Source organism: Sporanaerobacter sp. (genome assembly GCF_047830725.1).
In the GTDB taxonomy this organism is placed as follows: domain Bacteria; phylum Bacillota; class Clostridia; order Tissierellales; family Sporanaerobacteraceae; genus Sporanaerobacter.
On the sequence record NZ_CP181252.1, the window covers coordinates 1,553,186 to 1,575,714 of the forward strand.

The following is a 22,529-nucleotide window of genomic DNA, read 5'->3' on the forward strand; positions in this document are numbered from 1 at the left end:
ATGGGAAAAATAGCTTTTATTTTTCCAGGTCAAGGGGCTCAATTTGTAGGCATGGGCAAAGACTTCTATGAGAATTTTTCTACTTCAAAAGAGGTATATGAAGAAGCAAATGACAGTTTAGGAATGGATATAAAAAAGATTTGTTTTGAAGGACCAGATGAAGAATTAATTAAAACAGAAAATACTCAGCCAGCAATACTTACAACAAGTGTTGCTATATTGAAAGCTCTTGAAGAAAGAGGAATACACTGTGACTATACAGCAGGACTTAGTTTAGGTGAATATACTGCATTGGTTAGTGCTGAAGCTATGAATTTTGGTGAAGCGGTTCCTCTAGTAAAAAAGAGAGGTAAATATATGCAAGAAGCTGTACCAATTGGAAAGGGTGGAATGGCAGCTATATTGGGATTAGAAAAGGAAAAAGTATTAGAGGCTATACATGGTGTAAATAAATATGGGATAGTGGAAATAGCTAATTATAATAGTCCAGAACAAATAGTTATTTCTGGAGAGATTGAAGCAGTGAAATTAGCTGCAGAAGAAGCTAAAAAACTAGGTGCAAAGAAAGTTGTATTGTTGCCAGTAAGTGCTCCATTTCATTCTAGTTTGCTTAAGCCTGCTGGTGAAAAATTGAAAGAAGAATTGAGTAAAATTAAGATAAATGATTTAAAAGAAGTGGTTGTGACAAATGTAGATGCAAAACCTCTTACTGACAAAAATGAAGTTGTTCCTAGCTTAGTTCGTCAAGTTAGCAATTCAGTACTATGGTGTGATTCAGTAAGCACTATGCTAGATAATGGAGTAGATACTTTTATTGAAATTGGACCTGGGAAAAGTCTTACTGGATTTGTCAAGAGAATAGCAAAAACTGCCAACAAAGAAGTAAATACTTTTAGTGTAAGTGATATAAGTGGATTTGAAAAAGTATGCGATTTTTTTGACAAGGAGGTATAAAATTGGATTTAAAAGGTAAAACAGCATTGATAACTGGAGGGTCCAGAGGTATAGGTAGAGCTATTGCCATAGAACTTTCTAAGCAAGGTGCCAACATAGTTATAACATATATAAGCAATGAAGCTAATGCAAAGGAGGTGATAGCTGAAGTAGAAAAAAACAATGTAAAAGGTCTAGCAATAAAGGCTGATGTGTCACATGAAAAAGACGTAAATGATATGATTGAAATAGTAAATAATGAGTTTGGATTAGTGGATGTACTTGTAAACAATGCAGGAATTACAAAAGATAATCTCCTCTTGAGGATGAAATCAGAAGAATGGGATGATGTTATAAATACGAATTTAAGGGGAGTATATCTATGTACTAAGGCCGTTGCAAGAGGTATGCTAAAGAAGAAGTCTGGAAAGATTGTAAATATTGCTTCAGTAGTAGGCATATCTGGAAATGCAGGTCAAGGCAACTACAGTGCTTCTAAAGCTGGAGTTATTGGTTTTACTAAATCTATAGCTAAAGAATTAGGTAGTCGTGGTATAAATGTAAATGCAGTAGCACCAGGATTTGTGGAAACTGATATGACAAATATTTTAAATGATAAGATAAAGGATGAAATGATAAATAGTATACCACTTAAAAGAGCTGGGAAGCCTGAAGATGTTGCCAATGTAGTCGCATTTTTATGTAGTGAAAAGGCAGATTATATTACTGGTCAAGTAATAAATGTTGATGGTGGAATGTTGATGTAAATTAAATTTAAAGGAGGAATTTAAAATGGATATATTTGAAAAAATCAGAGGAATTATAGCTGAACAATTAGAAATAGAAGAGGTAGAAAGTATAAAACCTGAGTTGTCAATTATGAATGATTTAGAGGCAGATTCATTAGATGCAGTAGAAGTAATGATGGGTATAGAAGATGAGTTTGATATAGAAATTCCTGAAGAGGATGCAGAAAAGTTCAAAAATATAAAAGATATAGTGGAGTATGTTGAATCAAAAATAGCCTAAAAACATTTGGAGGTAATACAATTGAGAAGAGTAGTTATAACGGGATTAGGCCCTATAACGTCAATAGGAATTGGAAAGGAAAATTATTGGAATTCCCTTATAGAAGGTAAATCTGGGATATCCTATATAACAAACTTTGATACAGAAGGCTATACAAGTAAAATTGGAGCTGAAGTAAAAGATTTTCAACCAGAAGAATATATGGATAAAAAAGAAGCAAAACGTATGGATAAATTTGCTCAATTTGCAGTTGCAGCTACTAAGTTGGCATTGGAAGATAGTGAACTCAATTTAGATGATATTGATAAAGAAAGAGTTGGTGTCATTTTAGGTTCTGGAGTAGGTGGCATAGAAACATTGGAAGCAGAACATACAAAGCTTATGGAAAAGGGTCCTAGAAGAGTAAGTCCATTTTTTATTCCTATGATGATATCAAATATGGGACCAGGTCAAATAACCATGATGTATGGTTTCAAAGGGCCAAGTTTTACTATTACTACAGCTTGTGCATCAGGAACTCATGCAATAGGAGAATCTTTTAGAATGATACAAAAAGGTGTTTCTGATGTGATAATTACAGGAGGTAGCGAAGCGGCAGTAAGTCCTATAGCTGTGGCAGGATTTTGTTCAATGAAGGCACTTTCTACAAGAAATGAAGAACCTGAAAAGGCAAGTAGACCTTTTGATAAGGATAGAGATGGCTTTGTTATAGGAGAAGGAGCAGGAATAATAGTGCTTGAAGAGTTAGAACATGCATTAAAGAGAAATGCTCATATATATGGAGAAGTAATTGGGTATGGAGCAACCTCTGATGCATATCATATTACTGCACCAGATCCTGAGGCAAAAGGGGCGGCAGAGGCAATGAGACTTGCACTAGAAGAAGCAAATCTTGATTTTGATAAAGTTGATTATATAAATGCTCATGGAACTAGCACTTATTACAATGACAAACTAGAAACTCTTGCAATTAAAAAGGTATTTAAGGGTCATGCATATAAACTTGCCATCAGTTCAACAAAATCTATGACAGGTCACCTTTTAGGAGCAGCAGGTGGAATAGAGGCAATAGCAACAGTTCTTGCTATAGAAGAAGGTATTATACCTCCGACTATAAATTACGAAACACCTGATCCAGAATGCGACCTTGATTATACTCCAAACAAGGCTGTAAAAAGAGAGATAAAATATGCATTGTCAAATTCATTGGGATTTGGGGGACACAATGCTACTATACTTTTAAAGAAATATGAAAGATAAATAGTTTTATAAAAGGCTTTGAATTGAATCAAAGCCTTTTTGCATATAATATTTGTCTCTTCCAAATACTATGATATACTTGAAATATCATAAAGTTTGGAGTGATAAAATGGAAATCAATATACCGCTATATGTACAATTTGTAATAGATAGATTAGAAGAAAAAGGGTATGAAGCCTATATTGTAGGAGGATGTATAAGAGATATACTTCTTGAGAAAATACCAAATGACTTTGATGTAGTCACCAATGCACTTCCTGAAGAAATAGAAGAAGTATTTAAAGATAAGAAAACTATTGATGTAGGGAAACAATTTGGAACTATAATTATTCATCTTGACAATGCTAGTGTTGAGGTCACAACTTTTAGAACTGAAGGCGAATATGTAGATGGCAGAAGACCTAAATGGCTAAAGTTTGTTTCTACAATTGAAGAGGATTTATCTAGAAGAGATTTCACTATAAACTCTATAGCATATAATAAATATAAAGGTTTAGTAGATCCCTTTGGAGGCATGGAAGATATACACAAAAAATTAATAAGATGTGTAGGAAATCCTTATGAGAGATTTATGGAAGATTATTTAAGAATTCTTAGAGCTGTGAGATTTTCTACGGTATTAGATTTTAAAATAGAAGAAGAAACTTTTCTTGCATGTAAAAAATATGGAGAAAAAATTTCTCAGGTAAGTATGGAGAGAATAAATCAAGAATTTGTTAAAATACTTATGAGCGATAAGCCTTCAATTGGATTGGAAGTTATGAGAAAAATAGGAATATTTGAGATTGTACTTCCTGAATTAATTCCAACAATTGGATTTGATCAAAAAAATCCTCATCATGAGAAAGATGTTTATAATCATATATTATGTGTAGTAGACAATACTCCATCAATACTCAAAGTAAGGCTTGCAGCTCTTTTTCATGATGCTGGAAAACCTTATACTTTTTCAGTAGACGAGGAAGGAGTAGGGCATTTTTATGGTCATGACAAGGTGGGAGCAGAAATTGCAAAAAAGGCATTAGAAAGACTTAAATTTCCTAAAAAAATGATAGAAGATGTATTTATACTTATTGAAAATCATATGACACATCATGGTACATTTAAAGACAAAGGACTAAAAAGGCTCATAAGAAGAGTAGGCAAAGAGAATATTGATGATCTTTTTTTATTGCAAAAATCAGATAGAATATGTTCTAACAAAGATGCATCAATTGAAAGTATTTTAGACATGGAAAATAAAGTGAAAGAAATTTTATCTAGAAATGAAGCTTATGAAATAAAACATCTTGCTATAAATGGTGAAGACTTGTTAAAAATGGGATATATAGAAGGACCAGAAATTGGTGAGATGCTTGAATATCTATTAGAAAAAGTGATGGAAAAGCCTGAATTCAATGAGACAGATAAATTGAAGGAATTAGTATTAAAAAAATATCCTATTGATGCGAAAATATAGAAATTAAAAATTGTTTATAAAAAAAGTATATGCTATTATATTAGTGTTATATTTTTTACAAGGAGGAATTTAGATGGGGAAATTATTTGGAACAGATGGAGTAAGGGGTATAGCAAATGATGAGCTGACTCCAGAATTGGCTTTTAAAATAGGAAGAGCAGGAGCTTTTGTTCTTTCCAATGGGAAAAGTGGTCAAATAGTAGTGGGAAGAGATACAAGAAAATCAGGAGATATGCTTGAAGCTGCATTGATTGCTGGAATTTGTTCTGTAGGATTAGATGTGATAAGTGTTGGAATAGTTCCTACTCCTGCAGTAGCTTATTTGACAAGAAAGTACAATGCAATAAGTGGAATAGTTATTTCTGCTTCTCACAATCCAGTAGAATATAATGGAATTAAATTTTTCAATGAAAGGGGCTATAAATTAAATGATGATGTTGAGGAAAAAATAGAAAAATTTATTTTTGCTCCAGAGGACATAGAATATAGACCAATAGCTGGAGAAATAGGGAAAAGAATTATAGTAGATAATGGAGCAAGAGATTATATGGATCATTTAAAGAAAAGCATAAAAACAGATTTTAGTGGATTGAAAATTGCAGTAGATTGTGGAAATGGTGCAGTATATGAAATAGCTCCAAAACTACTTAAAGAATTAAATGCTGAAATAGTTGTTATAAATAATGAGCCAAATGGAGTAAATATAAATGTAAATTGTGGTTCTACAAATCCAGATATGGTTAAGGATTTAGTATTGAAAACAAATGCAGATATAGGATTATCTTTTGATGGGGATGCTGATAGACTTATAGCTGTCGATGAATGTGGAAATATTGTAGATGGAGACCATATATTAGCTATCTGTGGAACACAGCTTAAAGAAAAAGGAAATTTAGTTAAAAACACAATAGTTGGAACAGTTATGACAAATATGGGTCTTGATGTATATTTAAAAGAAAATGATATGAATGTAGTTAAAACAAAAGTTGGTGATAGGTATGTAATTGAAGAAATGTTAAAAAACGGATATATATTAGGCGGAGAACAATCAGGCCATATAATATTTTTAGAACACAATACTACTGGAGATGGACTTTTAACAGCATTGCAACTTATTTCTGTGGTGAAAGAGACTGGAAAGAAATTGTCTCAATTGAGTAGCATAATGACTAGTTTTCCACAAGTTCTTGTCAATGCAAAAGTTAAGAGTGAATTAAAGTATTCTTATTTAGAAGATGAAATAATAAAAAATGAAATAGAAAAGATAGAAGAAAGATTTCATGGAGAAGGAAGAGTTGTCATAAGACCATCAGGAACAGAACCTTTAGTACGTGTCATGATAGAAGCAAAAGATGATAAAGGAATATTAGATGTAGCAACTGAGCTTGCAAATTTAATAGAAGAGAGATTAGGCGATAATTCATTAGCTCTATAATGAAGTGAAAAAATATAATCTAAAGCGCCCGAACTTGAGTTTTTTCAAGTTGACGAGGACAGGGTTTATCGAAGTCTTCGGCGGATGCCCTGGGGTATGCCACTATCCATATGGCTTTACAAAACCTATGAGTGATTGTAGGGACAAAAAAGGCCAAGTGGTAATCTTACTTATTTTGGAGGTAATCAAAATGTGTGGAATAGTGGGATATATAGGTGATAAAAAAGCTATAGACGTATTAATTCGAGGATTAGAAAAATTAGAATATAGAGGATATGATTCAGCAGGAGTAGCTGTTGTAGATAAAGATAAAATGAAAGTAGTTAAATGTAAAGGAAGACTAAAAAATTTAGAAGAAAAATTAGAAGAATTTTCAATAGATAGCCATGTAGGAATAGGTCATACTAGGTGGGCTACTCATGGGGAACCTTCAGATATAAATTCACATCCTCATGTAAATCATAAAGGAAATATTGCAGTAGTTCACAATGGAATCATTGAAAACTATTTGGAAATAAAAGATGAACTAAAGAAAAATGGATATAGCTTTATATCAGAAACAGATACAGAAGTCATTCCTTATTTAATAGACATGTACTATGATGGAGACTTAAAGAAAGCAGTTATTAAGACAATAGAAAAACTTAAAGGAGCTTTTGCACTTGGAGTTTTATCATTAGATGAAAAAGATAAGCTTATAGCTGTAAGAAAAGATAGTCCACTCATTATAGGTCTTGGAGAAGGAGAAAATTTCATTGCTTCAGATATCCCTGCAGTTATAGATTGGACAAGGGATATATATATTTTAGAAAATGGTGAAATGGCTGAAATCACTAAAGACAATGTATTCATTATGGATTTTGAAGGAAATCCTATTCAAAAGGAAGTTTATAAAGTTACATGGGATATAGATGAAGCTAAAAAAGGTGGCTATGACCACTTTATGATAAAAGAAATATTTGAACAACCAAAGGCAATTAAAGATACATTGATGCCTAGGATAGACGATAATGGAAAAATCAAATTGGATGATATAGATATAAAAAGTGAAGATATAAAAAATATTGAAAAAATATATATAGTTGCCTGTGGGACTGCATATCATGCAGGACTTGTAGGGAAAACACTTATAGAAAAATATGCAAGAATACCTGTCTTGACAGATATAGCATCAGAATTTAGATACAACAATCCATTTATAGATGAAAAAACACTTATGATAGTTATAAGCCAATCTGGAGAAACAGCAGATACTTTAGCTGCATTGAGATTGGCAAAAGAAAAGAAAGCAAAGGTACTTGCAGTGTGTAATGTAGTCGGAAGTTCTATATCAAGAGAAGCTGACTATGTATTTTATACTTGGGCTGGTCCAGAAATAGCAGTAGCTTCAACTAAAGCCTATACAACTCAAGTTGTATCTTTAGCTTTAATTGCCCTTTATATGGCAGATATGAAAGGAGCTATAGATGAATTTGAGTATAAAAAGGTATTGGAAGAACTAAAAGTTCTTCCTAAAAAGATAGAAAAAATTCTTGAAAGTCAATCTAATATCAAGAGTGCTGCTTCTCATATATCCAAAAGTAGTGACATATTCTATATAGGTAGAGGACTTGACTATTATTTAGCTATGGAAGGAAGCTTAAAGTTAAAAGAAGTGTCATATATTCATTCAGAAGCAATGGCAGCTGGAGAATTGAAACATGGTACATTGGCTTTAATAGAAGAAAATACTCCTGTTTTAGCTCTAGCTACTCAAGATTTTCTATATGATAAAATGATTAGCAATATAAAGGAAGTAAAAGCTAGAGGAGCTTATACTATAGCTTTAGCTAAAGAAGGAAATATTGAGATTGAAGATATAGCTGATTTTATCATATATATACCATCAGCAATAGATGAACTTACAGCTCCATTAGCTGTCATACCATTGCAACTTCTTGCATATTATGTAGCAACAGAAAGAGGCTGTGATGTAGATAAACCAAGAAATCTAGCAAAATCAGTCACAGTAGAATAAACAATTTCCCGGGAAATAAAGGTGGCACAAGGGCATTTGCTTTGCCACCTTTATTTTTGCAGTTAAAATAAAAATAATTGAGGAAGTGAAAAAGATGAAAGTTCATATACCAGGATATAAAAATATAGAAATAGAAAATGTAGTATTTGATTACAATGGAACAATAGCTGAAGATGGAATTTTGATTGAAGGGGTAGGAGAACTAGTTTTAGAATTAGTAAGTAAAGGTATAAAAGTTTATGTATTAACTGCAGATACCAATGGAACTGTGAGAAATCAGTGCGAGCATCTTCCAATAGAAATTGAAGTTTTTGACGGAGAAGAGGCAACTATACATAAGAGAAAGTTTGTTGAGAAAATAGGAAAAGATAAAACAGTTTCTATAGGAAATGGAAGAAATGATATAGAAATGTTTCAGAAAAGTGGACTTTCTATAGCGGTTGTGGGAAGCGAAGGCTGTTTTTCCAAAGCACTAATTTCTGCTGATATCGTGGTGAATAATATAATAGATGCAATTCAATTGATATTAAAACCTCACAGGCTAAAAGCAACAATGAGAAATTAAAAATTCAAAAAACTTCCTTCCATTGGAAGCCTTTTTTATTTCATATAAGGAAGAACAGTTTTCATGAGTTTTTTGAAAAGTTCTAGTTCTTTTGGAGAGCATTTCTTTAATAAATTTTCCAATTCTGTATCTTTATTGCTAGATGAAATATAAATATCAGAGGATTCTTTTACAGAACCAACAGCACATAAATTATTTCCTAATACTAAATAATCCAAAGATACATGCAAACATTTGGATATTTTAACCAATGTTGGGAGACTCATCTGTCTTTCTCCTCGCTCTAATTGTCCAATATAATAATTTGAAAGACCTATTATTTCTGCAAGTTCTTCTTGTGAGAGACCTAATTTGCATCTTTCTTCTCTCATTCTTTGACCAATAGCCACATTATTTATTTTTATATTATCATCCATTTTTTCCACTCCCTATTTATAATATACTTTAACGGATTTTAGTCAACATTTTAATTTGCCAACTGCATATATTAAGTATTTGCAATTAGCAAATATTTAATATAAAATCATATAGGTAGTTATTTATAAGGGAGTGGGGATAGTGAACAAAAAAGATAAAGTTGAAATGACAAGAAATATTTTAAACAATGCAATGAATATGAATCTAAATAAAGAAATTATAGTAAAAATAAGTCAAAAATTAGACAAATATATATATGAGTATTATAAAGAACATGATAAAAGAGAAAAAGCATAGGATTGATAGAAATAATGACTAAAATAATATTTGACAAAAGAAAATGCTAGAATTAAAATATAATTAGCATATGCCAATATTAACTGGAAATGATAATTTAGAAATACAGGTTTATATATTATGACAAATGGTACAGAGGAGGAAAAAATATGAATATAGCAGTTCTCAGTGGGAAGGGAGGAACTGGAAAGACTACAGTTTCTACCAACCTTGCCCTTGCATCAAAGTCAAATTATGTGGATTGTGATGTAGAAGAGCCAAATGGTTTTTTATTTTTAAAACCCAAAATAGATAAAATACAAAAGGTGATGACAGAGTACCCAATTGTGGATGATGATAAATGTACTGCTTGTGGGGATTGTGTGGAAGTATGTCAGTTCAATGCTCTTGCAAATGTAAAGAAAAATATTGTACTTTTTGAAAAACTGTGCCATAGCTGTGGTGCCTGCCAAATTGCTTGTAAATATGATGCTATAAATTATGAAAAAAGAGAAATAGGTAAAATTGAAAGCGGAAAATTTAGAGATATAGAGTGCAGTAGAGGAGTTTTAAATATAGGTGAACCTATGGCAGTGCCAATCATTAAGGAACTTTTAAAAGATTTATCAGGGGAAAATAATATCATAGATTGTCCTCCAGGTACATCTTGCAATGTAGTCAATACTTTGAACTATGCAGATTCTGCTATATTGGTTACAGAACCTACAAAATTTGGACTTCACGATTTAAAGATAGCAGTAGAAGTTGTAAGAATGTTTCATATTCCCTTTGGAATAATCATAAACAAAGATGATGAAAAGGAGAATATAATAAGAGAGTATTCAAGAGAAGAGAATATAGATATAATAGGGAGTATTCCATATAGAAGGGATATAGCTAGGGTTTATTCAAATGGAGAAATTTTATATGACAATATAAATTTTAAACCTATCTTTGAAGAGTTAGTAGATAGGTCAAAGGCGGTGTTGAAATGGAATTAGTAGTATTGAGTGGAAAAGGTGGAACTGGAAAGACTACTATTGCTACGGCACTATCTGAATTGGTTCAAGATGTTATGAGAGTAGATTGTGATGTAGAAGCATCGAATTTTTATATGTATTATGAAGGCAAGGATTTAGAAAAAAAAGATTTTTATGGTGGCAAGACTGCTAATATTGATGATTCTAAGTGTATAAAATGTGGAAAGTGTCAGGAAGTTTGTAGGTTTAATGCTATTCAGGATTTTCAAATAGATCCTTTTGCCTGTGAAGGATGTGGTGCATGTACATTGGTATGCCCAACAGAAGAAGCTATAGTATTAGAGGATGAGAAAGTAGCAGATACATTTATAACACAGACAGATAAAGGTATCATTGCAAGAGCAGAGATGGGCATAGGAAGCGATGCTTCTGGACTTCTCATATCATTTCTTCGTAAAAATGCCAAGAGATTTTCTGAAAACGAAGAGCTTACTATAATAGATGGTTCTCCTGGAATAGGATGTCCTGTTATAGCATCTATGACAGGAAGTGATATGGTACTAGTTGTGACAGAACCAACTAAGTCAGGACTTGAAGATTTAAAGAGAGTTGTAACTTTGTGTGAACATTTTGGAGTTTATACTATGGTTTGCATAAATAAATATGATATAAATGAAGAAATGAGTAGAGAAATAGAAAGTTTTATAAATGATAAGCACCTTAAATTAGTAGGTAAAATTCCTTATGATGATATGGTCATGAAATCTATAAATGAGTTAAAACCTATAACTTTTTACAATGAAAGTATAGCCAAAAAAGCTATTGAAGATATGTGGATGAGGATAAAAGAAAATATAAATTAAAAAGGCTTCCAACGGAAGCCTTTTTTACTCACTATAAACTAGTTTATAGTCTTTGTCATCTACAATAAATATTTTTTCAATTTCATCATCTATTAAATCTATTATATCTTTGTCATATTTAAATTTTGCACCTATTCCACAGTTAGAGCTAAGTTTACGTGGCACAGGCATCAATTCACATTCTATATTGTATGATTTCAATTTTCGATCAAATTTTATTGCACCAGAATGGGTAAAAAATATTGCTACATATTCACTCATATTATTTCCTCACTACAATTAAAGTGCCATCTTCTTCATTTTTAAATTCTAATTTATATCCTAAATTTTTTAGAAATCTCGTGATATTATTTTTTGCAGTATTGTTATCGACTAGAATATCTATTCCTTCTGGACGGTTTTCTATTGCTTTTTTAGTCATTAGTACAGGTTGAGGACAAGACATTCCTCTGACATCTATTTTCTCCATTACATTCAACTCCTTTTATATTAGTTGTTATTTACTTTTTTTAGATTATTTTGTTTTACAAGCATTTCTGAGTTCACCAAAGATATAACAAGAACTAGTAAAAAGCAAATAATTACTGCTACTTGACCATTAGTTGTAGTTCCCTTTGGACTGGAAGCTAGACCAAAGTTATGACATATTGCTGCACCAACTAAACTTCCCATAACTGTTACTGCTGAATCTGTATTTCCTTCTCCAGCCAATATAAGTTGTCTTAATGGACAACCTCCAAGAAGTACAGAACCCCATCCTACCAAAACCATTCCCAAGAAGTTCCACAATCCATCAGTATGAGCTACAGGTTGATTTGCAAATCCAGGATTGAAATATCCCAATATTAAATTTCCTATAAAAGCAAAGACAAGAATTGATAGGAAACCTGACAAAAGATAATTGTCTTTAAACATGATCATATCTCTTGTTCCACCAACCATACAAAGTCTTGTTTTTTGTGATAGAGCACCTACTATTAGTCCAACAATTAGTGAAATCCATATAGGAGCATGCATTGAACCTGGACCTTCTTCACTAAATAGAAGCATACTAAATCCAGATAATAACAAAACAAACAAACCAACATTTACAATTGGGAAAAGATATCCTTCAAACTTGGGTAAATTGTAGCTTCTCTTTAGGTTGAATCCTTTGTTTAAGAAGAAAACACCTACAAATATACCAACTACAAATCCTGCTATTCCTAATATTGCGTTTAAGTCTCCACCAGCAAGTCTAAGTACCATTCTCAATGGACAACCTAAAAACATTAAAGCTCCTATCATGACAGCAATTCCTAAAATAAATCTAGTGAAAGGTGAGGAGCCCCCTCTTGATTGAAATTCTTTATTTTTCATTGAAATGATGAATGCACCTAGAACAAGGCCGATTATTTCTGGACGAATATACTGAACTATGGGTGTGCTATGTAATCCTATACCGCCAGCTATATCTCTGATAAAGCAGGCAATACAGAATCCCATGTTCGCTGGATTTCCGAATTTAACCAATAACACGGATAATAATCCGATTATTCCTCCAGCAATGATAATGTCTTTTTTCCCTTTCATAAAAAAACCTCCTTAAATTAGTTATAATAATGTATTCATTTAAATCTTAACAATTAACTTTTAAAATGTATAATAGAAATTTACTATATAAGCTGTGGATATTATAAGCATTTCAAATAGTTATTGTTTATTCTTGAGGATAAAGATATCCTTTTATTAGGAATAATGTATCGTAGAATGATAAAAGGAGTTGTATATAATATGAAGAGTTTATATTTAGATAATGGTGCAACTGCATTTCCTAAAGCACCTGGAGTTGTAGAGAGCATGTCAAATTATTTATTGAATATTGGATGCAATGTCAATCGAGGAGCGTATAAGAGCTCTTTTGAAGCGGAAAACATTGTTTTTGAGACTAGAGAATTAATATGTGAACTTTTTAATTTTAACAAACCTGAAAATGTAGTATTTACCAAAAACATAACAGAAAGTCTTAATGTATTGATAAAAGGATTAGTAAAATCAGGAGATCATGTAATAGTTTCATCAATGGAGCACAATGCAGTTATGAGACCATTAAATAATTTAGCTAAAATAGGAGTAGAATTTTCCAGAGTTATCTGCAATAAATATGGAGAATTAAATCCCGAAGACATAATAGAGTATATAAAACCAAATACCAAGGCTATAGTCATGACTCATGCTTCAAATGTATGTGGTACCATATTGGATTTAAAAAAAGTTGGAACTATATGCAAAGAAAATGGACTTTACTTCATTATAGATACAGCACAAACAGCAGGGTTTTTGGATATTGACTACAATGAACTAAATGCGGATGCTATAGCATTTACAGGTCATAAAGGACTTCTGGGCCCTCAAGGTATTGGAGGATTTATCATAAATGATGATATAGTTTCAAAATTTGATACTTTAATAGAAGGAGGAACAGGTAGTTTGTCAGAAAGGGAAGTACAACCAGAATACATGCCTGACAAATTTGAAGCTGGGACATTAAATATTCCAGGTATATATGGATTAAATGCCTCTTTAAAATATATATTAAAAGAGGGAATTGCTGCTATAAGAGAAAAGGAATTGTATTTAGTAGAACATTTTTTAAATGATATAGGAAGTATTTCTGAACTATATATAGTAGGCAAAAACAATATAAAAGATAGAACGGCTGTAGTTTCTGTAGATATTCCCAATAGAGACAATGGAGTGATATCTTATGGTTTATATAATAGTTTTGGTATTATGACTAGGTGCGGACTTCATTGTGCACCATCTGCACATAAAACTTTAAAAACATTTCCAAGGGGAACAGTTAGATTTAGCTTTAGCCATTTCAATACCATAGATGATGTAAATTATACAGTAGATGCAATAAACAAGATATTGAAAGATTTTGATTAAATATAGTAGAAAATATTTTCAAATTAATTTTAAGTGCTTTATAAAACATCATTCCAACAAATAATGAAAATACTATTTGACAAAAATGAAGCATAGGTCTAAAATATAATTAGCATATGCCAATTATATTTCGACAATAATAGTTTTTTGGGGGTGATATATGTGAAAATAGGAATTTCATCTGATGGGGAAAATTTAGATAGTTTCCTTGACTTGAGATTTGGAAGATGTAGATATTTTGTGATATATGATACTGAAAACAATGAAGTTAGAGCAGTAGAAAATGATGGGCAAAGCTCTAAGGGAGGAGCAGGTATAGCTGCAGCTCAGCAGTTAATTGATGAAAATGTTGATGTTGTCATTACAGGCAATCTTGGACCAAATGCTTTTGAACTAATAGAAAAGGCAAATATTAAGGTTTTTAAATCTGAAAGCATTTTACTTAAATCAGTTATAGAGAAGTATAAAAATGGGGAACTTGAAGAATTAAAAAATTCAGGGCCTGCTCATCATGGTATGTAAAAGATGAAAAACAATAGACTAGGAGGAATAAAAATGAAGATAGCAATTGCAAGCGAAGGAAAATATGTAAGTGGACATTTTGGACATTGTGAGGGATTTACAATTTATGAAGTTGAAGATAAGAAGGTATTAAACAAAAATTTCACTCCAAATCCAGGTCATAGACCAGGATTTCTCCCTATATTTTTAAAAGATCAAGGTGCTAATGTCATAATAGCAGGTGGAATGGGTGCTACTGCTCAAGATTTATTTAATGAAAATGGGATAGAAGTTGTAGTAGGAGCTCAAGGAATATGTGATGATGTAGTTGAAAAATATTTAATTGGTGAACTCAAATCAACAGGAAGTGTTTGTACAGAACATGAGCATGAAGGACATTGCAATGAGTAAATAGAAGGGAAGAAAAATGCCAAGACCAAAAAAGTTTAGAAGAGTAGAATTTTTTCCAGAAAACACATATTTTATACCTTTGGGAAAAGCCAAATGTGAAATGGAAGAGATAGTTTTAAATATAGAAGAACTTGAGGCTATGAGACTTAAAGACATAGAAAAATTGAATCAAGAAGAATGTGCTGAAAAAATGAATGTATCAAGGCAAACTTTCCAGAACATAATAGACAGTGCAAGGGAAAAAGTTGCTAAAGCTTTGACTGAAGGTAAAGCTTTAAGAATAGGTGGAGGATATTATATTACTAATCACTGCAAATTTAAATGTATGGATTGTGGTGGTATTTATCAAGTAAATTTTGAACGAGATAAAAACAATTGTCCTATTTGTGGTTCTAGGAATGTTATGTGCAGCAAAAAAAATGGTTTTTGTAACAAATGGTGTAAAAGAGAGGATGACAATCAGAAATAGGATGTGAGGAAATGTATTCGGATAAAGTCATTGAACATTTTATGTCTCCAAGAAATGTGGGAACTATGGTTGATGCAGATGGTGAAGGGACTTATGGAGATCCTAATTGTGGTGATTTTTTGACTATTTATATAAAAGTCAAAGATAATATAATTGAAGATATAAGTTTTTTAGTATTTGGTTGTACTGCTTCAGTTGCTACAAGTAGTATGACCACAGTTCTTGCAAAAGGTAAAACTATAGAAGAGGCTTTAAAAATAGAAGACGAAGATATAGTTGAAGCATTAGATGGGCTTCCTATAGAAAAACAACACTGTTCAAACTTAGGAGTTCAGGCACTTAGAAATGCAATAAGAGATTATCTTGAAAAAAACAAATAAAAAAGTTTTGTATTAAAAAAGGATATTGGAAAAAACAATGTCCTTTTTTGATACAAAAATATAAAATTGGGTATTGTAACATTAGTTACCGATATTTTTATGAATAAACTATATTATAGCATTAAGAATAATAATTATGGGAGGTATGCATATGGTAGAACATTTTATAAAAAACATGGATTTTTCGAAGGTATTGGAAATGGAAACTCTTGTTGAATATCAAAAAGGGCAGGTTATAAGTAGAACATTAGCACAAGGAAAACCTTTAAGTATTACATTGTTTGCCTTTGATAAGGGTGAAGAAATTAGTTCTCATTCATCCGGTGGAGATGCACTAGTATTTATGCTTGATGGTGAAGCTGAAATCACAGTAGGTGAAGAAAAATTTGATGTAAAAAAAGGAGAAACCATTGTGATGCCTGCTGGTATTTCTCATGCATTGTTTGCAAAAGAACAGTTCAAAATGCTCTTGATTGTAGTATTTGAATTATGAGAAGAAAGGAAGTGTTGTCATGAAAGGTTTTGTAGATAAAGATACTTGTATAGGTTGTGGACTATGCCCTAGTATTTGTCCAGAAATATTTGAAATGGATGATGATGGAAAGGCTGTAGCAAAGAACGTTGAAATACCAGAAGATACAGTAGATAGCGCTAAAGAAGCTGAAGAAAGCTGTCCAGTAGAAGCAATTACAGTAGAATAATTAATTTGTATACATATTTAATATCTCTATAGATAAAACTAATAATATATAGAGATTATATAAATAAAATCAATAGATAATACAGGAGGTATAAATATGGATGCTGGTGTTAGAAATAAAATTACTGGACAAATTGAAGACATTAAAGCCGATGGTGTAATGTCTTTGGTGAAGATGCGAGGTACCTGAGCTGATGGCTCTATGAGGTTTACGTCCGTGATGACGACAGATAGTTTAGAAGAAGCAGGTTTTCAAAAAGGAGATCAAGTTGATGCTCTTGTGAAGGCAATAAACGTTGTATTTGTAAAACATTAAAAAATAATATTTAAGAAGTCACGGCATAAAGTGCAAAATTACTTTATACTGTGACTTCTTTTGTTGTGAATGTCAAAATAACAAAATAAGTCCTTTAGTCTATGGGAAAATGACATGAAAAAGGGTATAATCATATAAAGAATAATTATATAATGGAGAGTTGAATATGAGTATAATTACATTAGATAGTATAGTGAGGCAGGTAAATGAAATGCCTGTTTTACCAGAGCGAATGAACAAGATAATGGAAATTGTTGAAGATCCAGATTCTACAGTTGAAGATTTAGAAAGGGAAATATTAAAAGATCAAAGTTTGACTTCTAAAGTTCTTAAATTAGCTAATTCTACTCATTATGGCTATGCTAGAAAAATAAACACAATTTCAAAGGCTACAATATTGCTAGGATTTCAAACCATAAAAAGTATTGCATTAGCTTCTACTGTAAATAAATTCCTTGTAGGTGAACTTAAAGGTTATGCACTTGAAAAAAACGAATTGTGGAATCAGTCCCAGACTTGTGCTATTATATCTAGATATATTGCAAAAAACATTGGCAAGGTAGAACCAGAGCAAGCTTATATAGCTGGTTTACTTAGAGATATTGGGAAAACCATATTAAATCACTATGTAGAAAATGAATATGAAAAAATAGTTGAGATGGTAGAAACAGAGAACAAATCTTTTTTAGATGCGGAAAGAGAACTCTTTGGTTTTGATCATGCACAAGTAGGTGGAAAAGTTGCTGAAAAATGGAATTTCCCAAAAGATTTGGTAGAGGCTATAAAATATCATCATACTCCAGAAGTGACAGAAGAAAATCCTAAATTAGTATCAATTGTACATATAGCCGATGCTATAACCATGATGATGGGAATTGGACTAGGAGTAGATGGCATGGTCTATAATTTTTCTCAATTTGCATTAGATACTTTAAATATGGATATCAATCAAGTAGAGACTATCATATCGGAAATCTCTGATTTATTGATAGATGAAGATAATTTTAATATTATTTAGCCAAAAAGGTTCCTGATTGGAACCTTTTTTAAGTATTAACATTTCATAAGAAATTTTCGAATGGATACAATTATGATATAATGTGAAATATGATTAGTATGTATAGTATATATAAGGTAGGTGGAATTTTTGAAGAAGAAAGTTGTTTTAGGAATGAGTGGTGGAGTAGATAGCTCAGTTGCTGCTTATCTATTGAAACAAGAAGGATATGATGTAATAGGAGTTACTATGAGTGTAATTCCTAGAGACAAGGAATTTGATGAGAGAGAAGGTGGATGTTGCAGTCTATCTTCTGTAGAGGACGCACGAAGAGTAGCTGAAAAATTGGATATTCCATTTTATGTAATGAATTTTAAAGATGTTTTTGAAAGAAAAGTAATAAATTATTTTATAGAAGAATATTTGCAAGGAAGGACTCCAAATCCATGCATTGCTTGTAACAAATTTATAAAATTTGATGAGTTTTTAAGGAAAGCAGAAGGATTGGGAGCTGATTATATAGCAACAGGGCATTATGCAAAAATAGAATGGAATGAAGATTTTGGAAGATATATTATGAAGAGATCAATGGATGCCAAAAAAGATCAGACTTATGTGCTCTATAATATGACTCAGTATCAGTTGGAACATACTCTTATGCCATTGGGTAGCTATACAAAAGAAAAAATAAGAGAAATAGCAGAATATATTGGGTTAAATGTACACGACAAACCAGATAGTGAAGAGATATGTTTTATACCAGATAATGACCATGGGAGATTTATCAGTGAAAGAAGACCAGATAAAGTAAAACCTGGTTATTTTGTTGATAAAAATGGAAAGATTTTAGGCAAACACAATGGAATAGTAAACTATACAATTGGACAGAGAAAGGGATTAGGCATAGCTCTGGGGAAAAGAGTATTTGTGCAAAATATTATTCCAGAGAAGAATTTAGTCGTATTAGGAGATGAAGAGGAAATATTTAAAAACAAGCTATATGCAGAAGAAATAAACATCATTCCCTATGCAAATATGCCTTGTGAAATAAATGGAACTGCTAAAATAAGATATGGTATGAGGGAGGCAAAAATGGTTGCCAAACCTTATAAAAATGGAGTTTTGGTAGAGTTCAAGGAACCTCAAAGGGCTATAACTAAAGGTCAGTCAGTAGTTTTTTATGATGGAGATATAGTAGTTGGTGGTGGCATAATAAAAGAAATATAGGATATAATTTTTGTTAAAAAACATTTAAGTAAGATTTACAAAAAATTAATAAGCTTAAGTTTGCATCTATATTTATTCATAAATATGCAAACGTTTACAAATCGAAAATTCTACTAACAGTTTTTAAATGAACACAATCTTATAATTTATATTTTTGTAGAACCTTAAATTGTTCATTATTTTTGCAATACTTTGAACAATTTATAAAATTGGATTATAATAAATAATTGAAAAAGTGATGCAAAATTATTGGAAAGGATGTACAATATATTTTAGAGATTAATTTATATAATTAAATTTTAATTTTTCTCGTTAATTTGTTTATAGCTATGATATCAATTAATTATTGTATGTCTGATAATAGTTAAATGGTTTGATACAATTAGGCTTAAAGGCAAATACAAACAACAAAATCAAATATTTATACACTGAAATGTATAAAAAGTATTTTTGTAAATTTGTTTATAATGTGTTATACCTTACTTATCCATTGACATCAGTTATTGTTGGATGGTATAATACATTAAATTAATAAATACCAAAAAGTATAAAAACAAAAAGGGGGAGTATGTCAAATGAAAAGAAAGTTAGCACTTCTACTTTCTCTAGTACTAGTATTTTCATTAGTACTATCAGGCTGTGGCAACAAGAATGAAGCACCTGCTGACACAGAAGGAGGAGATAAAGTAGAAAAGAAAGAAGCTTCAAACAATCCTGCAAGAAGCAGAGATGGAGCAGCAGACACATTAGTAGTTGGTACTCATGAAGCAAAAGGTGATTTTTTGCCAGGGTATTCATCTGAAGTTTATGATTCATATGTAGTAGATTTGATTTTTGATGGTCTTTTTGGCAATGATAAAGAAGGAAACCCAACTCCATCTGTAGCAAAAGATTGGGAAATATCAGAGGATCACAAGACTTATACATTCCATTTGAGAGATGATGTTAAGTTTAGTGATGGAGAACCTCTTACAGCAGAAGATGTTAAGTTTACTTATGAATTTTTAGCTGATCCAACTTATGATGGACCACGTAGTTCATATGTAATGAATCTAGTAGGATATAAAGAATACAATGAAGGCGATGCAAAAGAACTTGCAGGAGTTAAAGTTATTGACGAACATACAGTAGCTTTTGAATTCCAAGAAGCATTGTCAACAAATATTTGGGACTGCGGTATGGCAATTTTACCAAAACATATCTATGATTTTGAAAAAGGAGATACTGCATCTCTTAAGAAAAAAATGTCAGATCCAATTGGTTCAGGTCCATATATTTTGAAAAAATTTGAACCAAAACAATATGTAGAATTTGAAGCTAATCCAAATTACTTTTTAGGAGCTCCAAAGGTTTCACATTTAATAATGAAGTTTACTACTGTAGAAACTCAAATGTCAGAACTTGAAAAGGGAACAATAGATGTTCAACTTAGAGTTCCACCAAAAACAGAAAACAAAGAAATAATTGATGGAACAGGATTTATAAATATTAATGAATATCCTGACAATGGATATGGATATATGGGATGGAATTTAAGAGATCCAAGACTTGCTGACAAGAGAGTACGTCAAGCATTGACTTATGGATTTAATAGACAACAATTTGTTGATGTATACTATGGAGGAAATGCTCAAGTATGTAATGTGCCAGTATCTCAAGTATCATGGGCATATACAACTGATATAAACGAATATCCATATGATCCTGACAAAGCTATAGCTCTTTTAGAAGAAGCTGGATGGAAACCAGGAGCAGATGGAATTAGAGAAAAAGATGGTATGAAGCTATCCTTTGTATGGGATACTTATACAGATAGTAAATATGTTGAAAGTTTAATTCCAATGTTAAAAGCTGACTGGGAAAAGATTGGTGTTAAAGTAGAGCCAAACTTGATGGAATTTGGTGCATTATCTGAAAAAGTATATGATAAACAAGAATTTGATATGTACAATATGGCTTGGTCATTAAGTATAGATCCTGATGCTTTTGAATTGTTCCACAGTTCAATGGCTGTTCCAGGAGGATTTAATGCAGTAGGATTTATAAATGAAGAAAATGACAAGTTACTAGAAGCAGGAAGAAAAGAATTTGATCAAAATAAACGTGCTGAAATTTATCAAGAATGGTGTAAACTTATGAATGAGGAATTGCCATATATGTTCTTAACTCAAAACTTATCATGGGATGCAGTAAATGAACGTGTTCAAAACTTCAATACTTCACCATTCCAAGACTGGACAAGTAGAGACGTTATATTGAATGTTGAATTAGCACAATAATTTTCGATAGATTAATGTAAAAGATTATACAGTGTAAACCCGGTTGGTGTTGCCGGGTTTATATTGTATAAGAGTAAACTTTAGAGCATTAAAGGAGGGAAACTATGCTAAAGTATATAATAAGAAGATTATTGCACATGATACCAGTAATACTCATCATATCAATAGTTATATTTGGAATAGTAAAAATGGCACCGGGAGATCCCGTTGGAACAAATCTAGACCCTAAAGCAACAGCAGAACAGAGAGCTGCAGAACGTGCCAGACTTGGATTGGACAAGCCATTGCCTGTTCAATATTGGAATTGGTTAACAAGATCAGTAAAAGGTGATTTTGGTGATTCTTATATATATAAGAAACCTGTTAGTGATGTTGTACCAAATTTCATTTGGAATACTTTTCTTTTAAACATAGTAGATTTTATATTGGCATTTTTGATTTCAATTCCTATTGGGATAATTTGTGCTGTAAAACAGTATTCGAAAACAGATAATTTCTGGACAGTATTTTCAATCATAGGTATATCTATGCCATCGTTTTTCTTTGGATTGCTGCTAATCTATATATTTTCAGTTAAATTGAATGCTTTTCCTATAAATGGTATGGTTACTCCTGGGAAAAATGCTACTGGCTGGGCTCATATAAAAGATGTAATGCATCATATATTTTTGCCAGCACTTGTATTAGTTATAGGAAGTATGGCAAGTTTAGTTAGATATACAAGAACAAGTATGCTTGAAGTAATAAATCAAGATTATATTCGTACTGCAAGATCAAAAGGTCTTTCAGAAAAAGTTGTAATATATAAACATGCATTTAGAAATGCTCTTATACCAATAATGACTATTATAGGATTCTGGATTCCAGGACTTTTCTCTGGAGCAGTTATATTAGAGACTACATTTGTATGGCCTGGAATTGGGAATGTTATGATGGATGCAATTAGCGCAAGAGATTATAACTTGATTATGGCATTGAATATGTTCTTTGCTTTACTAACTTTACTCGGGAATTTGTTGGCTGATATTGGATATGCATTAGTAGATCCAAGAATTAAAGTTGAATAAAGAAAGGAGGGTATTAA

General features: G+C 31.6%; 26 protein-coding genes. 22 read left to right on the plus strand and 4 right to left on the minus strand.

What is annotated here, in order from left to right; genetic code table 11:
* The 8 genes from fabD to ACFWUA_RS07665 all read left to right on the plus strand — a co-directional run bounded on the left by fabD (window position 1) and on the right by ACFWUA_RS07665 (window position 8,698).
* On the plus strand, window positions 1-954 hold the full coding sequence (fabD, locus tag ACFWUA_RS07630; protein ID WP_416197453.1) for an ACP S-malonyltransferase: 954 nt from the start codon (window positions 1-3) through the stop codon (window positions 952-954).
* A gap of 2 nt (window positions 955-956) precedes the next feature.
* On the plus strand, window positions 957-1,700 hold the full coding sequence (fabG, locus tag ACFWUA_RS07635) for a 3-oxoacyl-[acyl-carrier-protein] reductase (protein ID WP_416197454.1): 744 nt from the start codon (window positions 957-959) through the stop codon (window positions 1,698-1,700).
* 25 nt (window positions 1,701-1,725) lie between these two features.
* Window positions 1,726-1,962: an acyl carrier protein gene (gene acpP, locus ACFWUA_RS07640; protein WP_416197455.1), complete on the plus strand. Its 237-nt coding sequence runs from the start codon at window positions 1,726-1,728 to the stop codon at window positions 1,960-1,962.
* A 21-nt stretch (window positions 1,963-1,983) separates the two neighbouring features.
* On the plus strand, window positions 1,984-3,222 hold the full coding sequence (gene fabF, locus ACFWUA_RS07645) for a beta-ketoacyl-ACP synthase II (RefSeq protein WP_416197456.1): 1,239 nt from the start codon (window positions 1,984-1,986) through the stop codon (window positions 3,220-3,222).
* A gap of 109 nt (window positions 3,223-3,331) precedes the next feature.
* On the plus strand, window positions 3,332-4,681 hold the full coding sequence (locus ACFWUA_RS07650) for a CCA tRNA nucleotidyltransferase (protein ID WP_416197457.1): 1,350 nt from the start codon (window positions 3,332-3,334) through the stop codon (window positions 4,679-4,681).
* A 73-nt stretch (window positions 4,682-4,754) separates the two neighbouring features.
* Window positions 4,755-6,116, plus strand: coding sequence for a phosphoglucosamine mutase (glmM, locus tag ACFWUA_RS07655; protein WP_416197458.1), 1,362 nt, complete (start codon window positions 4,755-4,757; stop codon window positions 6,114-6,116).
* A 190-nt stretch (window positions 6,117-6,306) separates the two neighbouring features.
* On the plus strand, window positions 6,307-8,133 hold the full coding sequence (gene glmS, locus ACFWUA_RS07660; RefSeq protein WP_416197459.1) for a glutamine--fructose-6-phosphate transaminase (isomerizing): 1,827 nt from the start codon (window positions 6,307-6,309) through the stop codon (window positions 8,131-8,133).
* A 94-nt stretch (window positions 8,134-8,227) separates the two neighbouring features.
* Window positions 8,228-8,698 (plus strand): HAD family hydrolase, encoded by a 471-nt coding sequence (locus ACFWUA_RS07665; protein WP_416197460.1) that lies wholly within the window; start codon window positions 8,228-8,230, stop codon window positions 8,696-8,698.
* A gap of 35 nt (window positions 8,699-8,733) precedes the next feature.
* On the opposite strand, the gene ACFWUA_RS07670 is transcribed toward ACFWUA_RS07665, so the two are convergent.
* Window positions 8,734-9,114 (minus strand): helix-turn-helix domain-containing protein, encoded by a 381-nt coding sequence (locus ACFWUA_RS07670; RefSeq protein ID WP_416197461.1) that lies wholly within the window; start codon window positions 9,112-9,114, stop codon window positions 8,734-8,736.
* 142 nt (window positions 9,115-9,256) lie between these two features.
* Here ACFWUA_RS07670 and ACFWUA_RS07675 point away from each other — a divergent pair, with 142 nt between their 5' ends.
* From ACFWUA_RS07675 to ACFWUA_RS07685, 3 genes are all read left to right on the plus strand, one after another.
* Window positions 9,257-9,412 (plus strand): Spo0E family sporulation regulatory protein-aspartic acid phosphatase, encoded by a 156-nt coding sequence (locus tag ACFWUA_RS07675; protein WP_416197462.1) that lies wholly within the window; start codon window positions 9,257-9,259, stop codon window positions 9,410-9,412.
* 149 nt (window positions 9,413-9,561) lie between these two features.
* The gene (locus ACFWUA_RS07680; RefSeq protein WP_416197463.1) at window positions 9,562-10,392 is read left to right on the plus strand and encodes an ATP-binding protein; all 831 of its coding nucleotides are present in this window, start codon (window positions 9,562-9,564) and stop codon (window positions 10,390-10,392) included.
* The gene (locus ACFWUA_RS07685) at window positions 10,383-11,234 is read left to right on the plus strand and encodes an ATP-binding protein (RefSeq protein WP_416197464.1); all 852 of its coding nucleotides are present in this window, start codon (window positions 10,383-10,385) and stop codon (window positions 11,232-11,234) included. Before ACFWUA_RS07680 ends, ACFWUA_RS07685 begins: the two co-directional genes overlap by 10 nt.
* 24 nt (window positions 11,235-11,258) lie before the next feature.
* On the opposite strand, the gene ACFWUA_RS07690 is transcribed toward ACFWUA_RS07685, so the two are convergent.
* The 3 genes from ACFWUA_RS07690 to yedE are packed head-to-tail and all read right to left on the minus strand — an operon-like array spanning window position 11,259 to window position 12,806.
* On the minus strand, window positions 11,259-11,495 hold the full coding sequence (locus ACFWUA_RS07690; protein ID WP_416197465.1) for a DUF3343 domain-containing protein: 237 nt from the start codon (window positions 11,493-11,495) through the stop codon (window positions 11,259-11,261).
* Between the two features lies 1 nt (window position 11,496).
* A complete protein-coding gene (locus tag ACFWUA_RS07695; RefSeq protein WP_416197466.1) occupies window positions 11,497-11,703 on the minus strand; it encodes a sulfurtransferase TusA family protein in 207 nt (68 codons plus the stop codon).
* A gap of 20 nt (window positions 11,704-11,723) precedes the next feature.
* Window positions 11,724-12,806 carry a YedE family putative selenium transporter gene (gene yedE / locus ACFWUA_RS07700; protein ID WP_416197467.1) on the minus strand — a complete coding sequence of 361 codons (1,083 nt, stop codon included), beginning with the start codon at window positions 12,804-12,806 and terminating at the stop codon, window positions 11,724-11,726.
* Between the two features lie 201 nt (window positions 12,807-13,007).
* Between yedE and ACFWUA_RS07705 the strand changes: the two genes are divergently transcribed.
* From ACFWUA_RS07705 to ACFWUA_RS07755, 11 genes are all read left to right on the plus strand, one after another.
* A complete protein-coding gene (locus ACFWUA_RS07705) occupies window positions 13,008-14,165 on the plus strand; it encodes an aminotransferase class V-fold PLP-dependent enzyme (protein ID WP_416197468.1) in 1,158 nt (385 codons plus the stop codon).
* Between the two features lie 162 nt (window positions 14,166-14,327).
* The gene (locus ACFWUA_RS07710; RefSeq protein WP_416197469.1) at window positions 14,328-14,687 is read left to right on the plus strand and encodes a NifB/NifX family molybdenum-iron cluster-binding protein; all 360 of its coding nucleotides are present in this window, start codon (window positions 14,328-14,330) and stop codon (window positions 14,685-14,687) included.
* Window positions 14,688-14,720: 33 nt separating this feature from the next.
* Entirely contained in the window at window positions 14,721-15,077 is a 357-nt protein-coding gene (locus tag ACFWUA_RS07715) for a NifB/NifX family molybdenum-iron cluster-binding protein (protein ID WP_416197470.1), read from the plus strand.
* A 16-nt stretch (window positions 15,078-15,093) separates the two neighbouring features.
* Window positions 15,094-15,546, plus strand: a complete 453-nt coding sequence (locus ACFWUA_RS07720; RefSeq protein ID WP_416197471.1) for a DUF134 domain-containing protein — start codon at window positions 15,094-15,096, stop codon at window positions 15,544-15,546.
* Between the two features lie 11 nt (window positions 15,547-15,557).
* A complete protein-coding gene (locus ACFWUA_RS07725) occupies window positions 15,558-15,926 on the plus strand; it encodes an iron-sulfur cluster assembly scaffold protein (protein ID WP_072744225.1) in 369 nt (122 codons plus the stop codon).
* Between the two features lie 151 nt (window positions 15,927-16,077).
* A complete protein-coding gene (locus ACFWUA_RS07730; protein ID WP_416197472.1) occupies window positions 16,078-16,419 on the plus strand; it encodes a cupin domain-containing protein in 342 nt (113 codons plus the stop codon).
* A 19-nt stretch (window positions 16,420-16,438) separates the two neighbouring features.
* Window positions 16,439-16,627, plus strand: a complete 189-nt coding sequence (locus ACFWUA_RS07735) for a ferredoxin (RefSeq protein ID WP_352404717.1) — start codon at window positions 16,439-16,441, stop codon at window positions 16,625-16,627.
* A gap of 481 nt (window positions 16,628-17,108) precedes the next feature.
* Window positions 17,109-17,960 carry an HDOD domain-containing protein gene (locus tag ACFWUA_RS07740; protein WP_416197473.1) on the plus strand — a complete coding sequence of 284 codons (852 nt, stop codon included), beginning with the start codon at window positions 17,109-17,111 and terminating at the stop codon, window positions 17,958-17,960.
* Between the two features lie 120 nt (window positions 17,961-18,080).
* Window positions 18,081-19,166 carry a tRNA 2-thiouridine(34) synthase MnmA gene (gene mnmA, locus ACFWUA_RS07745; RefSeq protein WP_416197474.1) on the plus strand — a complete coding sequence of 362 codons (1,086 nt, stop codon included), beginning with the start codon at window positions 18,081-18,083 and terminating at the stop codon, window positions 19,164-19,166.
* Window positions 19,167-19,741: 575 nt separating this feature from the next.
* Window positions 19,742-21,445 carry a peptide-binding protein gene (locus ACFWUA_RS07750; RefSeq protein ID WP_416197475.1) on the plus strand — a complete coding sequence of 568 codons (1,704 nt, stop codon included), beginning with the start codon at window positions 19,742-19,744 and terminating at the stop codon, window positions 21,443-21,445.
* A gap of 104 nt (window positions 21,446-21,549) precedes the next feature.
* Window positions 21,550-22,512 carry an ABC transporter permease gene (locus ACFWUA_RS07755; protein ID WP_416197476.1) on the plus strand — a complete coding sequence of 321 codons (963 nt, stop codon included), beginning with the start codon at window positions 21,550-21,552 and terminating at the stop codon, window positions 22,510-22,512.
* Window positions 22,513-22,529 lie beyond the last annotated feature (17 nt).